This is a genomic window from Streptomyces phaeoluteigriseus (genome assembly GCF_001896135.2).
In the GTDB taxonomy this organism is placed as follows: Bacteria; Actinomycetota; Actinomycetes; order Streptomycetales; family Streptomycetaceae; genus Streptomyces; species Streptomyces phaeoluteigriseus.
Window position 1 is genome coordinate 588,239 of the sequence record NZ_MPOH02000009.1, and the last position, 13,940, is coordinate 602,178.

The following is a 13,940-nucleotide window of genomic DNA, read 5'->3' on the forward strand; positions in this document are numbered from 1 at the left end:
CCCCCGAGCCCCTGCTTCCCCCGACCTCCTTCGCCCGCTTCACCCCTCCAGCTTCGCGACCGCCGCGGCCACCTGAGCCGACCGCCGCTCCGGGGACCGGGCGCGGAGCACGCCGAGCATGGCGAGATAGCGGTCGGTGCGGCCCAGGCGGTCGAAGGCGGCGCGGGCCCGCGGACTGCGCTCCAGGGCGGCCGCGAGTTCCGCTGGGACGGTGGCGTCCTGCTGCGAGGCGTACGCCGCCGCCCACCGGCCGTCGGCCTGTGCCGCCGTCACCTCGGCGAGACCGGCGGGCCGCATCCGCCCGGCCGCGGTCAGCTCCTCCACCCGGTGCACGTTGACCGCGGACCAGAGGCTGCCAGGCCTGCGCGGGGTGATCCGCTGGAGGAACGACGCCTCGTCGAGGCCCTTGCGCTGCCCGGTGATCCAGCCGTGGCACAGGGCCACGTCGTTGACCTCGGCTGCGGTGACGGACTCCACTCCGGAACCCTTCTTGGCGACCTGGACCCAGAGGCCGGGGTGGGGCGCCGGGTGCGCGGTGAGCCAGGAGTCCAGGGCGGCGGCGGTGGGGAACGCGAGGGGGGTGACGGGCTCGGTCATGGGGGCAGCATAGGAGCCTTCTAGGACAGCTTCCGTCCTAGAAGTCCCCGGGGTTCCGCCCGGTTCGGGGTCGTCGGATGTGGCCGAATCACACCCCTTGTGCGAAGGCTTACGGCGTTCTCATAATCCGACAACAGATTTGACCTGCCCATGCCAGCAAAAGGCACTTCTTTGTTGCTGTGGTTGTCATGCACGCGTCAATTCTGTGTTTCGGGCACCACCGGATCCCCACACACCCGACCCTCCGACACCGGGTCGACCCCCCACGGAAGGCACCACGTTGAAGAATCTCCTCACCGCGCTCAAGAGACTCGCGGCCGTCGGCGCCGCCGCCCTCGCGATCGCCAGCCTTCAGCCCGTCTCGTCCGCCCAGGCCGCCCCCTCGCCCGTCGTGGGCGGAACCCGCGCCGCGCAGGGCGAGTTCCCGTTCATGGTCCGGCTCTCGATGGGCTGCGGCGCGCGCTCTACACCCAGCAGATCGTGCTCACCGCCGCGCACTGCGTGGGCTCGACCGGCGCCAACACGAGCATCACCGCCACCGCCGGCGTCGTGGACCTCCAGTCCACCACCGGCCGCGTCCAGGTCCGCTCCACGTACGTGTACCGGGCCCCCGGCTACAACGGCAACGGCAAGGACTGGGCGCTCATCAAGCTCGCGCAGCCCATCAACCTGCCGACGCTGAAGATCGCCACCACCACGCAGTACAACACCGGCACCTTCACCGTGGCGGGCTGGGGTTCGGCCACCGAGGGCGGCTCCCAGCAGCGGTACATGCTGAAGGCGACCGTGCCGTTCGTCAGTGACGCAACCTGCCGTTCCTACAGCGGTTACAGCGGCCTGATCGCGAGCGACGAGATCTGCGCCGGATACGCGGCCGGTGGCGTCGACACCTGCCAGGGCGACTCGGGCGGCCCGATGTTCCGCCGGGACGCGGCCAACGCCTGGATCCAGGTCGGCATCGTCAGCTGGGGCATCGGCTGCGCCCGGCCCAACGCACCTGGCGTCTACAGCGAGGTCTCCACGTTCGCCCCGGCCATCGCCTCGGCGGCGGCCTCTCTCTGACCCGCGTCCGACCGACCCCTGCGCATCCCTTCGTACGACGTCCACGGCCGGCGCGTCATCGCCGGGCCCGTGCGCGTGCCGTACCTGTGCCCGCGGTCAGAAGCCTCCGCCGAAGTCCCCTCCGCCTCCGCCGCCGCCGAAGTCCCCTCCCCCGCCGCCGAAGTCGCCGAAGCTGCCGGTGTCGAAGTCCGCGCCGGACACGTCGCCGCCCTCGTAGCCGCCGCCGAAGTCGCCGTAGCCGCTGCCGTAGTCGGAGGCGTAGGCGGGGGTGGCCATCAGGCTGCCGAGCATGGTGCCGACGAGCAGGCCGGGCAGCAGGCCGCCGCCGAAGTAGCCGCCCGCCCAGGGACCGTAGGCCGGGCCCGCCTCCCAGTAGGGGCGGCGGCCGTAGTCGGTGTCGACCTCGCGGACCACGGGATCGCGGCCGTCCGCCAGGCGGGTGCGGTCCGCCGCGCAGACCGGGACCTCGCGGGTGGCGCCGCCGGGCGGGGTCCAGGTGGCGTCGGCGACGGAGGGCCCGTGGCGCGGGTCGAAGAAGCAGGGCGGGCGGCGTTCGGGCAGGGGTTGGCCGGTCCGGCGGGCGGCGAGCCGGGCCAGGGCGAAGCGGCCGTCCTCCAGGGTCTCGGTGACGGGGCGCACGTCCTCCGGTCTCGTCGCGTCGGCCATGGACGACTTGGCCTTCTCGTAGGCGTCGAGGGCGTGCTCGTAGTCGCCGCGCATCGCGTCGTCGGCGCCGGGTTCGGCCGGGTGGAAGTCGAGCCGGTCGAGTTCCTCACCGAAGGCGGTGATGTCCTCGTCGACGACGACCCGGAGCCGTTCGAGGGCGGCCCGCTGCTCGTCCGCGTGCCGCCTGCGGTTGCGTCGTACGAGCGTGTACGCGCCGGCGCCGCCCACTGCGACGAGGACGCCCGCGGTGACCAGGCCCGTCGTCGACACGCCGCCGCCCGAGGAGTCCCAGCCCGCGGGGGCCGAGCCGCCCATGTTGGCGACGGCCCGGTCGGTGAAGGCGTCGAGCTGGGCCGCCGGGTCGTTCTGGCCCTGGACGCTGCTGACGAGGTTGCGCACGGCCGCCGTCGGCAGGACGGAGGAGTCGGCGCGGGCGTCGAAGCGGTCGCCGAGGCGGACCGCGTAGAGGCCGGTCACGCCGGTGGCGGTGCGCAGGTCGCTGAAGAGGTTCTCGGTCGGGTGCCCGGCCGGGAGGACCGCGACGAAGACGGGCTTGTCGGCGTCCTCGATCTTCTTCCGCAGGGCTTGGGCGTCCGCCTGCGAGAACTCGGCGGACGCCGCAGGGTCGACGTAGACGGGGCTCTCGCGCAGGGCCGCGGCGATCGTCGACACACTGGTGTCGGCCGCGGCGCGCGGGGCACCCGCCACCACCAGGGTCAGGGCGGCGAGCGCCAGCGCGAGCAGCAGTCCGGCGAAGCCTCGGGTCGAAAGTGCGACCTTCATACTTCGAAGTTACCCCGAACAGGGGCAAAGTAGGGCAGCCGGAGTGGGATTATGCCTGCGGGACGACGACCGGGCCCCTGCGGGCATCTCGACGTGACGGACGATTCGGGGACTCCGGCGGCTCCGGCCTATTCGGCCGGGGTCACCCCCGCCCGCAGCAGTCCGTAGGTGTAGGCGTCCTCCAGGGCCTGCCAGGACGCGGCGATCACGTTCTCCGCGACACCCACCGTGGACCACTCGCCGCTGCCGTCGGTGGTGGAGATGAGGACGCGGGTCGTGGACTGGGTGCCGTGGACGCCCTCCAGGATGCGGACCTTGTAGTCCACCAGGTCGAGCTTGGCGAGCTGGGGGTAGATCTTCTCCAGGGCCACGCGGAGGGACCGGTCGAGGGCGTTGACCGGGCCGTTGCCCTCGGCGGTGGCGACGATGCGCTCGCCCTTGGCCCACAGTTTGACGGTGGCCTCGTTGGCGTGGCTGCCGTCGGGGCGGTCCTCGACGATGGCCCGCCAGGACTCGACGTCGAAGTACTTCAGGGGCCGGCCCTCGACCTCGGCGCGCAGCAGCAGCTCGAAGCTGGCGTCGGCCGCCTCGTAGGTGTAGCCCTTCAGCTCACGCTCCTTGACCCGGTCGACGACCCGGCCGACCAGTTCGCGGTCGCCGCCGAGGTCGATGCCGAGTTCCTTGCCCTTCAGCTCGACCGAGGCGCGGCCCGCCATGTCGGAGACCAGCATCCGCATGGTGTTGCCGACCAGCTCGGGGTCGATGTGCTGGTACAGGTCCGGGTCGACCTTGATCGCGGAGGCGTGCAGGCCGGCCTTGTGGGCGAAGGCGGAGACACCGACGTACGGCTGGTGCGTGGAGGGCGCGAGGTTGACGACCTCTGCGATGGCGTGCGAGATGCGGGTCATCTCGCGCAGCCGTCCCTCGGGCAGCACCTTCTTGCCGTACTTCAGCTCCAGGGCGGCGACGACCGGGAACAGGTTGGCGTTGCCGACGCGCTCGCCGTAGCCGTTGGCCGTGCACTGCACGTGGGTGGCGCCGGCGTCGACGGCGGCGAGGGTGTTGGCGACCGCGCAGCCGGTGTCGTCCTGGGTGTGGATGCCGAGGCGGGCACCGGTGTCGGCGAGGACGGTGGAGACGACGGCCTGGATCTGCGCGGGGAGCATGCCGCCGTTGGTGTCGCACAGGACGACGACGTCGGCGCCGGCCTCCGCGGCGGCGCGGACGACGGCCTTGGCGTACTCGGGGTTCGCGCGGTAGCCGTCGAAGAAGTGCTCGCAGTCGACGAAGACGCGGCGGCCCTGGCCCTTCAGGAAGGACACGGTGTCACTGACCATCGCCAGGTTCTCGTCGAGCGTGGTGCGCAGGGCCAGCTCCACATGCCGGTCGTGCGACTTGGCGACCAGCGTGATCACGTCGGCGCCCGCGTCGAGCAACGCCTTGACCTGGGGGTCCTCGGAGGCCTTGGCGCCGGCCCGGCGGGTGGCGCCGAAGGCGACGAGCTTGGCGTGCTGGAAGTCGAACTCCTGCCGCGCGCGGGCGAAGAACTCGGTGTCGCGCGGGTTGGCGCCGGGCCAGCCGCCCTCGATGAAGCCGACGCCGAACTCGTCCAGGTGCCGTGCGATCACGAGCTTGTCGGCGACCGTGAGGTTGATGCCCTCGCGCTGGGCGCCGTCGCGCAGGGTGGTGTCGAAGACGTGGAACGAGTCGTCGAGCTCGCTGGTTTCCGTCATGGTCTCAAGGCTCCTGTTTTGGATCTCGGTCTACCGGAATGACCGGCTCCACCGTCCCCCCATGGTCCCTCGCGCTTGTCTCCCGGCTGAAGGTGGGCCAGGAAAACGAAAAACCCCTCGCGGGTAGCGAGAGGTCTGCGCGCGGGTCGAGGACACGATGGCCGCCCGTACCTGGTCGTACGTGGCGGTCACTGCGGACCGGCGCGCCTGCTGCCAATAATCGTGGCGAACGAGAGCACGGGGGGAGTCTGACACAGGGCAGCCCGGCGGTCACCGACTGTCTCAGGATACGAGCAGGGCGTCCGTGACGAACTCCGTCACATGCCCGATGACCTGCTCGCGGTCGGCGCCGCGCAGCCCGACCGCCACATGGATGGAGAAGCCGTCGAGCAGGGCGCGCAGCCGGGCGGCGAACCGGTCGGGGTCGACCGGGCGGAACTCGCCGCGCGAGACGCCCTCGGCGAGCAGCGCCACCAGGTCGCGGTGCCAGGCACCCTCGATTGCCGCCTGCCGGTCGCGGGCGTCCGTGTCGGCGGCAGCGCTCTGCGAGCGGTTCCAGACCTCCAGCCACAGGGTCCAGTGCGGGTCGCGGTGGCCGGCGGGGACGTACAGGTCGACGTAGGCGTCCAGCCGCTCGCGGGCGGTTGCCGGGCCGGTCAGCAGTCGGCCGCGCTCGGCGCCGAGGCGGCCCTCGCTCCACTCCAGGGCCTGGAGGAGGAGTTCGTCCTTGGAGCGGAAGTAGTAGAGGAGGTGCCCGCTGCTCATCCCGACCTCGCGCCCGAGCGCCGCCATGGTGAGCTTCTCCAGGCCGCGCTCGGCGATCATCGCCATGGCGGCGGCGAGGACGTCCGCGCGGGGCGGGGCGTGCCTGCGCTCACGTGCCGCACCGGCCATCGGGCCACCCCACGTCCTCTAGGTCTTCGGCTGCTGTTGGGTGATGCAGTGGATGCCACCGCCACCGGCAAAGATCGTACGGGCGTCGACCAGCGTCACCGTGCGGTCCGGGAACAGCCGGCGGAAGATGCCCGCGGCGATCTCGTCGCGCGGGTCGTCGAAGCCGCACAGGACGACCCCGCCGTTGCAGAGGTAGTGGTTGATGTAGGAGTAGTCGGCCCAGTGGCCGTCGGCCTCCAGGACGGTGGGCGCCGGTACCTCGACGACCTCCAGGCGGCGGCCCCGCGCGTCGGTCCGCGCCTTCAGCAGGCCGATGACCTCCTTCGTCACCTCGTGGTCCGGGTGCGCCGGGTCCGGCTGGTGGTGGGCCACCACCACGCCGGGCCGGGCGAACGCGGCCACGATGTCCACATGGCCCAGGGTGCCGAAGCCGTGCGGGGGGTAGTCGCCGGTGAGGCCGCGGGGCAGCCAGATCGCCTTGCGGGTGCCGAGCTGGGCGTGGATCTCCGCCTCCACCTCCTCCTTCGACCAGTGCGGGTTGCGCTCGGGGCCGAGGTGCACGGTCTCCGTCAGCAGCACCGTCCCCTCGCCGTCGACGTGGATCGCCCCGCCCTCGTTGACCAGCCCCGAGGCGTACGTCTTCGCCCCCGCGAGGTCCGAGACGTACGCGGCGATCTTCGCGTCGTGCTCCCAGCGGGCCCAGTGCTGGGCGCCCCAGCCGTTGAACGTCCAGTCCACGGCGGCCAGTTCACGGCCGTTCGTGAGGAAGGTGGGGCCGATGTCACGCATCCACGCGTCGTCGAGTTCCCGTTCGACGGTGTCGACGCCCGCACCCAGCAGGTCCCTGGCCTTCGCCGACTGGCCCGGTCCGCACACCACCGTCACCGGCTCGAAGCGGCGGACCGTACGGGCCACCGACGCCCAGGCGGCGCGGGAGGCGGCGAGGTCCTCGGGATCGTCGAAGGTGGGGTTGGGGCCGGGCCACGCCATCCAGGTGCGCTCGTGCGGGGTCCATTCGGCCGGCATCCGGAAGCCGTCGGCGGCAGCCTTGCTCATCGGGGAGGTCCTTACAGGAAGTAGAGGCGGTTGAGGGAGACGGAATCGGCCGGCTCCGAGCGGACCGGCTCTCCGTCGAGAGTGACCAGGCCGGTCCGCTGGTCGACGTCCACCGCTCCGGTACGGGAGTTGAGCCGCAGGTCGGCGGGGCCGATACCGCGGGTGCCGCGGACGGCGACCCTGCGACGCCGGGTCGGCATCGTGTCGTTGCCCTGGTCCAGCGCGGCCCGCGCGACGAACGCCACCGAGAGGTCGGCGGGTGTGGCGCCGTACGCGCCGAACTGCGGTCCCAGGACGAGGGGTTCGCAGGTGTCGGTGGCCGCGTTGGGGTCGCCGACGACGCCGTACGCCGGGAAGCCCGACTTGAGGACGAGCTGCGGCTTGGCCCCGAAGTACTCGGGGCGCCACAGCACGATGTCGGCGAGCTTGCCGGTCTCGATGGAGCCGACCTCGTGCGACAGCCCGTGCGCGATGGCCGGGTTGATCGTCAGCTTGGCCATGTAGCGCAGGACGCGCTCGTTGTCGTGCTCGTCCGGGGCGCCGAACTCGGCCTTCATCTTCCCGGCCATGGCGAACGTACGGCGGACGGTCTCGCCGGCCCGGCCCATGCCCTGCGCGTCGGAGGAGGTGATGCCGATCGCGCCCAGGTCGTGCAGGACGTCCTCGGCGCCCATGGTTGCGGCGCGGATGCGGTCGCGGGCCATGGCGGCGTCGCCGGGCAGGTCGGTCTTCAGGTCGTGGACGGAGACGATCATGCCGTAGTGCTCGGCGACCGCGTCCCGGCCGAAGGGCAGGGTGGGGTTGGTGGAGGAGCCGATGACGTTGGCGACGCCCGCCATCTTCAGCACGTTCGGCACGTGTCCGCCGCCGCAGCCCTCGATGTGGAAGGCGTGGATCGTACGGCCCTCCAGCACGCGCAGGGTGTCCTCGACGGACAGGCACTCGTTCAGACCGTCGCTGTGCAGGGCGACCTGGACGTCGTGTTCCTCGGCCACCCGCAACGCCGTGTCCAGCGCCCGGGTGTGGGCGCCCATGTCCTCGTGCACCTTGAATCCGGACGCGCCGCCCTCGGCGAGCGCCTCCACCAGAGGGGCCGGAGAGGAGGACGAACCCCGGCCCAGGAAGCCGATGTTGACCGGCCAGGCGTCGAAGGCGTTGAACGCGTGCCGCAGGGCCCAGGGCGAGTTGACGCCGACGCCCCACACCGGCCCGAACTCCTGCCCGATGACCGTGGTCACGCCGGAGGCCAGCGAGGCCTCCATGATCCGCGGCGACAGCAGGTGGACATGCGTGTCGACGGCACCGGCGGTGGCGATCAACCCCTCGCCGGAGACGATCGAGGTCCCGGTGCCGACGACCACGTCGACCCCGTCGAGGGTGTCGGGGTTCCCGGCCCGCCCGATCGCGCGGATCCGGCCCTCGCGGATGCCGATGGACACCTTCCGGATGCCCTGCACGGCGTCGATCACGACGACATTGCTGATCACGACGTCACAGGTCTCGCGCACCGCCGCGGCCTTGAGATGCAGTCCGTCGCGGGCGGTCTTGCCGAACCCGGCGAGGAACTCGTCGCCGGGGCGCTGGGAGTCGGACTCGACACGGACGACCAGCCCCGAGTCACCGAGCCGGACACGGTCACCCGCGCGCGGCCCGTGCGTGGCGGCGTACTCGTACGGATTCACGGCGTGACTCCCTCGGTCTCGGCCGCCTCGGCCGCCTCGGCCGCCTCGGCCGCCTCGGCCCTGATTGCCCCGGTCCTGACTTCCTCGGTACCGGCCGCCCCGGTCCCGCCTGCCCGGGTCCCGGCTGCCTCGGTGCCGGCCGCCCCGGTCCCGGCCGCCCCGGTCCCGCCTGCCCGGGTCCCGCAGGCCGTGGCCCTGCGCAGGCTCCTCGCGTGCGCCCGGGGCGTCCAGGGGCCCGTCGACCAGTCCGGCGAAGCCGATCGCGATCCGGTCGCCCCCGATGGGGACCAGCCCCACCTCGCCGCGCTCACCCGGCCCGAAGCGGACGGAGGAACCGGCGGGGACGGCGAGCCGCATGCCGTAGGCGGCCGGGCGGTCGAAGTCGAGGCGGGGGTTGGCCTCGAAGAAGTGGAAGTGCGAGGTGACGGAGACGGGCACGGCCGCGGTGTTGGTGACCGTCAGCAGGACCGCCGCCGCCGGCTCGGCGTGTTCGGGCCCCGGCAGCAGCGCGCCGGGGGCCCCGGCGCCGAGACCGCCCCCGATCGGTTCGGAGACCACCGCGAGCCGGGATCCGTCCTCGAAGACGGCCTCGACGTGCACCTCGGTGACGATGTCGGCGACGCCCGGCAGCACGTCGTCGGGGCCGAGGACCGTACGGGCACGCTCGATCGCCTCGGCGAGCCGGGCGCCGTCGCGGGCGGCCTCACAGACGGTGTCCGCGATCAGCGCGGTCGCCTCCGGCACGTTCAGCCGCAGGCCCCGGGCACGGCGGGCGCGGGCCAGTTCGGCGGCACCGAACAGCAGCAGCCGGTCACGTTCCGTCGGGGTCAGTCGCACGCCTCGACACCTCCTCGCATCCCTGAAATTAGAGCGTCGCTCTAAACCAGATTAGCTGAATGCACCAGGGGCTGGAAGAGGTACAGGGCGGATACAGGGCATCTCACATAGAGTGTTGCTCTAAAACGAGGTCGGCACATGAAAGGGCCGCCCCGGACAGGCAGTCCGGGGCGGCCCTTTCGCGCGTCTGGTGCGGTCTAGCCGATCTCGTGCATCCAGCCGTGCCGGTCCTCGGCCGTCCCGCGCTGGATGTCGAGGAGCGCCTCGCGCAGCTTCAGGGTGACCGGGCCGGGCTCGCCGCCGGAGTGCTGCCACTCGCCCCCGGCGCGCTTGACGGTACCGACGGGGGTGATGACCGCGGCCGTACCGCAGGCGAAGACCTCCGTCAGGGTGCCGTCGGCGGCGTCGGCCTGCCACTGCTCGAGGGAGACGCGGCTCTCCTCCGACTCGAAGCCGAGGTCACGGGCGACCTGGAGGAGGGAGTCACGGGTGACGCCCTCCAGGATGGAGCCGGTCAGGGTGGGCGTGACGATCTTGTCGCCGTACACGAAGTACAGGTTCATGCCGCCGAGTTCCTCGATCCAGCGGTGCTCGACCGCGTCGAGGTAGCAGACCTGGTCGCAGCCCTTGGCGGCGGCCTCGGCCTGGGCGAGCAGGGAGGCCGCGTAGTTGCCGCCCGTCTTGGCGTCGCCCATGCCGCCGGGGACGGCGCGGACCCGGTCCTCGGAGACCCAGATGGAGACCGGCTTCACCCCGCCGGCGAAGTAGGCGCCGGCCGGGGAGGCGATGACGAGGAACAGGTACTCGTTGGCGGGCTTCACACCCAGGCCGACCTCGGTCGCGATCATGAAGGGGCGCAGGTAGAGGGACTCCTCGCCGCCGTGCGCGGGCACCCAGTCCTGGTCCTGGCGGATCAGCGCGTCGCAGGCCTCGACGAACGTCTCGACCGGCAGCTCGGGCATGGCGAGGCGACGGGCGGAGCGCTGGAAGCGCTTGGCGTTCTGGTCCGGGCGGAAGGTGGCCACGGAGCCGTCGGGGCGGCGGTACGCCTTGAGGCCCTCGAAGATCTCCTGGGCGTAGTGCAGGACGTTTGTCGCCGGGTCGAGCGGGATCGGCGCGTACGGGACGAGCTGGCCGTCGTGCCAGCCGCGGCCCTCGGTCCACTTGATCGTCACCATGTGGTCGGTGAAGTGGCGGCCGAACCCGGGGTTCGCCAGGATCGCCGTGCGCTCGGCGTCGGAGAGCGGGCCGGCGGAGGGCTTGAGCTCGATCGTGGGCGTCGTCATGAGTGGTTGTCCTTCACCGGTGTTGTAGTGACGGGCCGCTTTCGTTCCTGTACGCCCAGTGCTAGGACGTCCGAGCATTCCCTCACTCCGCGGCTCCGCGTTCGATTATCGCGCGGGATCGGCGGTGGAAGAAACAGGGTGAATGGCGGCCCGGGATCGATGGTGGCACCCGGCGGGGGACATGCGAAAGCCGCCGGGTGCGGATGCGACCCGGCGGCTTCGAATGGTTTCGAGGTGGCGCGGGCGTCAGCCGGCTACTCGTACGGCGAGCGCGTCGCCGATCTCGGTGGTGGAGCGGGCCGGCTTGCCCGTGCGCTCCGCGAGGTCGGCGGAGACCGCGTCCTCGATGCGGGCGGCCTCGGACTCGTGGCCGAGGTGGCGCAGCAGGAGGGCGACGGACAGGACCGTGGCGGTGGGGTCGGCCTTGCCCTGGCCCGCGATGTCCGGGGCCGAGCCGTGCACGGGCTCGAACATGGACGGGAAGTCGCCGGAGGGGTTGATGTTGCCGCTCGCGGCGACACCGATGCCTCCGGAGACGGCCGCGGCGAGGTCGGTGATGATGTCGCCGAAGAGGTTGTCGGTGACGATCACGTCGAAGCGCTGGGGCTGGGTGACCAGGTAGATGGTCGCCGCGTCCACGTGCATGTACTCGGTGGTGACCTCGGGGAACTCCTCGGCCACCTTGTTGAAGACGTTGGTCCACAGGTGACCCGCGAAGGTCAGCACGTTGTTCTTGTGGATCAGCGCGAGCTTCTTGCGGGGGCGGGCCTGGGCGCGGGCGAAGGCGTCCCGCACGACGCGCTCGACACCGAAGGCCGTGTTCACGGAGACCTCGGTGGCGACCTCGTGCTCGGTGCCCTTGCGGATGGTGCCGCCGTTGCCGGTGTACGGGCCCTCGGTGCCTTCACGGACGACCACGAAGTCGATCTCGGGCTCACCCTTGAGGGGAGTCTCCACACCCGGCAGCAGCTTGCTGGGCCGCAGGTTGACGTGGTGGTCGAAGGCGAAGCGGAGCTTGAGCAGGAAGCCGCGCTCCAGGACGCCGGACGGTACCGACGGGTCGCCGATGGCGCCGAGCAGGATCGCGTCGTGCTTCTTGAGCGCGTCGAGATCGGCGTCGGTGAGGGTCTCACCGGTGGCGTGGTAGCGCCGGGCGCCGAAGTCGAACTCCTTGGTCTCCAGCTTCACATCCTGCGGAAGGACGGCGGAGAGGACCTTGAGACCCTCGGCCACGACCTCCTGGCCGATGCCGTCACCGGGGATCACTGCGAGATTGATGCTGCGAGACATGTGAGAACCCTACTCGGCGTCCCATGGGATGACATGGACCGTCCGCGATACGGACACGACAGGCGGCCGGACCGGTGAACGGTCCGGGGTGCGGCGCGGGGCCCGAAGTCCCGTTCGGGGCCCGCACCGCACCCCGTGCGGGAGCGGCTCCCGGTACCTGGGGTGACGGTGACCCTGATTCCGCCGACGGTCGGTCAGTGGCCGGTCTCGCCGCCGTTGTCACGGCGGTCGAGGGCGCGCTGGAGGGCCGCGGCGGCGTTCTTGCGGTCGGACTCGCTGGTGCGGGGGATGTGGCGGACTCGGCGGCGGACAGTCGTCTCGGCCATGGGAAATCGACTCCATTCGAGAACCGGGGAGTGCGGCGGGGATTGCGAGACTCCCCCACTGCGTCAAGGGCGTGGGGGGTGCCCCCAGATGGGCCGGGGAGCGGTGCCCGCAGGGGTTGCCTGCACGGGGCCCGGCTCACGACCGCCATTCGCTTGGTCGAGCGAGACGTTCGGCTCCTACAAAACTAAGGGAGGAGCCCGCGCCTGTCTCTACAATTACTCGGACTTCCTACTATCTGAGACGCGCCCGGAGGCACCCAGGTCACCCCTTGATCGACCATGGGCCGCTTCGCCCGGCTGTCGGGCGCGGGGGCTGGGCACGTCTAGCGTCTGAGGCTTGTCACCCCTGCCGGGACACGCCATGAGTTGGCTCGGGTGCCCTTCACCCACCGGCCGTGCCAAGGAGGACTGCTGCCCGGGCGAGGGCCGGGCGGCAGCGCGGGAACCCGGAGAAGTTCCGGCGCCTCACTCGGCACATCGGCCACTCCGCGGCCCTCGACTCCGACTCACCTCGGCGCGGCGATCGGCACGCTGTGCGCGGCTGAGCCTGTCGCGGAGTCGACTCGGCGGGTCAGCGGATCGGTGGGTCAGCGGACCGGCGGAACGATGGGTCAGTGGCTCGGCGGTCCGCCGGACCGGCGGCTTGGCGGGTCAGCGGCTCGGCGGGCTGGCGGGTCGGCGGACCGGCGGGTCAACGGGCTCGCGAGTCGGCGGGTCAGTGGCCCGGCGGACCGGCGGGTCAGTGGCTCAGCGGGCCGGCCGACCGGCAACTCAGCGGATCAGCGGATCAGCGCCTCAGCGGATCGCCGTGGTGACCGCCTCCCGGAAGCCCTCCGGGTCCTCCGCCCACGGCAGGTGCCCGGCCGTCGGCAGCGTCACCCGGCGTACCACCGGAAGGGCCCGCTCCAGGGAGTCCACGGCCGAACGCGGGCGGATGTCCCGCGCCCCGTCCACGATCACGACGGGGACGTCGAGGGACTCGCAGGCGGTGTACAGCGCGGGCGTGCCCCAGACGCGCTTGCGTTCCTCGTTGAGGACCTTGCTGCACTCGGCGGCCACCCCGAACCAGGGGTCGGCCATCCGCCCGGCGTGTTCCAGGGCCCGCTCGCGGTCCTCGAACTCGACGGACCACTGGAGTACGGCACGCTCCCGCGCCTCCTCGTCGGTGAAGAGGCGACGGCCGGTCAACTCCCGCCAGCGGGCTACCCGTTCGGGGTGCTCACCGAGCCGGGCGAGGAAGTTCTCCCGGTAGGCCGGATGCCAGTCGGCGTCGGGCCCGATGCCGGTCCCGCTGACGTAGATGAGCGTGCTCACCCGCTCCGGGTGCGCGAGCGCGTAGCTCAACGCGAGCTGGGCGCCCCAGGAATGGCCGAGCAGCGTCATTCTCGTCAGGCCGAAGCGGTCGCGCACGGCGTCCAGATCGGCCACGAACCGCTCGGTCGTCCACGGGCCGTCGCTGCGCTGCGAGCGCCCGCAGCCGCGCTGGTCCCAGCGGAACACGGCGGCCCGGTCGGTGAGTTCAGAGCCGACGTCGTCGAACATGTCCCACAGGCCGGGCCCTCCGTGGCACAGCACCAGTGGCTCGCCCTCGCCCGCACGTGCCGTCCACAGCCGTGCCCCGTCGTCGGCCGTCACCTTCTCCTCGGTCCACGTCATACGGCCAGTCTGCCCGCCCGGACACGCCGACGCCAGGTCGGGGAAGACCTGGCCCGTCCGGGGCACGGGGGC

General features: G+C 71.8%; 10 protein-coding genes and 2 pseudogenes. 1 reads left to right on the forward strand and 11 read right to left on the reverse strand.

The features are described 5' to 3' along the window. Positions 1 to 39: 39 nt before the first annotated feature. Positions 40 to 597 carry a YdeI/OmpD-associated family protein gene (locus BM536_RS10340; protein ID WP_094102830.1) on the reverse strand — a complete coding sequence of 186 codons (558 nt, stop codon included), beginning with the start codon at positions 595 to 597 and terminating at the stop codon, positions 40 to 42. 280 nt (positions 598 to 877) lie between these two features. Between BM536_RS10340 and BM536_RS10345 the strand changes: the two are divergent. Beyond that, positions 878 to 1,659 (forward strand): annotated as a pseudogene (locus BM536_RS10345) (serine protease). A 96-nt stretch (positions 1,660 to 1,755) separates the two neighbouring features. Here BM536_RS10345 and BM536_RS10350 read toward each other — a convergent pair. From BM536_RS10350 to BM536_RS10395, 10 genes and pseudogenes are all read right to left on the reverse strand, one after another. Beyond that, entirely contained in the window at positions 1,756 to 3,108 is a 1,353-nt protein-coding gene (locus BM536_RS10350; protein ID WP_094102831.1) for a hypothetical protein, read from the reverse strand. Positions 3,109 to 3,236: 128 nt separating this feature from the next. Further along, positions 3,237 to 4,841 (reverse strand): citramalate synthase, encoded by a 1,605-nt coding sequence (gene cimA / locus BM536_RS10355; protein ID WP_073499280.1) that lies wholly within the window; start codon positions 4,839 to 4,841, stop codon positions 3,237 to 3,239. Between the two features lie 282 nt (positions 4,842 to 5,123). Continuing rightward, entirely contained in the window at positions 5,124 to 5,735 is a 612-nt protein-coding gene (locus tag BM536_RS10365) for a TetR/AcrR family transcriptional regulator (protein ID WP_073499278.1), read from the reverse strand. Positions 5,736 to 5,753: 18 nt separating this feature from the next. Further along, a complete protein-coding gene (locus BM536_RS10370) occupies positions 5,754 to 6,791 on the reverse strand; it encodes an agmatine deiminase family protein (protein WP_073499276.1) in 1,038 nt (345 codons plus the stop codon). An 11-nt stretch (positions 6,792 to 6,802) separates the two neighbouring features. Further along, the gene (locus tag BM536_RS10375) at positions 6,803 to 8,473 is read right to left on the reverse strand and encodes an urease subunit alpha (RefSeq protein ID WP_073499274.1); all 1,671 of its coding nucleotides are present in this window, start codon (positions 8,471 to 8,473) and stop codon (positions 6,803 to 6,805) included. A gap of 213 nt (positions 8,474 to 8,686) precedes the next feature. Next, a pseudogene (gene ureA, locus BM536_RS42675) lies at positions 8,687 to 9,310 on the reverse strand (urease subunit gamma); the annotation flags it as partial. 197 nt (positions 9,311 to 9,507) lie between these two features. Beyond that, positions 9,508 to 10,596: a branched-chain amino acid aminotransferase gene (locus BM536_RS10380; RefSeq protein WP_073500011.1), complete on the reverse strand. Its 1,089-nt coding sequence runs from the start codon at positions 10,594 to 10,596 to the stop codon at positions 9,508 to 9,510. Between the two features lie 246 nt (positions 10,597 to 10,842). Next, positions 10,843 to 11,886, reverse strand: a complete 1,044-nt coding sequence (locus BM536_RS10385; protein WP_073500009.1) for a 3-isopropylmalate dehydrogenase — start codon at positions 11,884 to 11,886, stop codon at positions 10,843 to 10,845. A 194-nt stretch (positions 11,887 to 12,080) separates the two neighbouring features. Beyond that, on the reverse strand, positions 12,081 to 12,212 hold the full coding sequence (locus tag BM536_RS43960) for a hypothetical protein (RefSeq protein WP_094102833.1): 132 nt from the start codon (positions 12,210 to 12,212) through the stop codon (positions 12,081 to 12,083). Positions 12,213 to 13,007: 795 nt separating this feature from the next. Continuing rightward, positions 13,008 to 13,868: an alpha/beta fold hydrolase gene (locus tag BM536_RS10395; protein WP_073494445.1), complete on the reverse strand. Its 861-nt coding sequence runs from the start codon at positions 13,866 to 13,868 to the stop codon at positions 13,008 to 13,010. Positions 13,869 to 13,940: the final 72 nt, after the last annotated feature.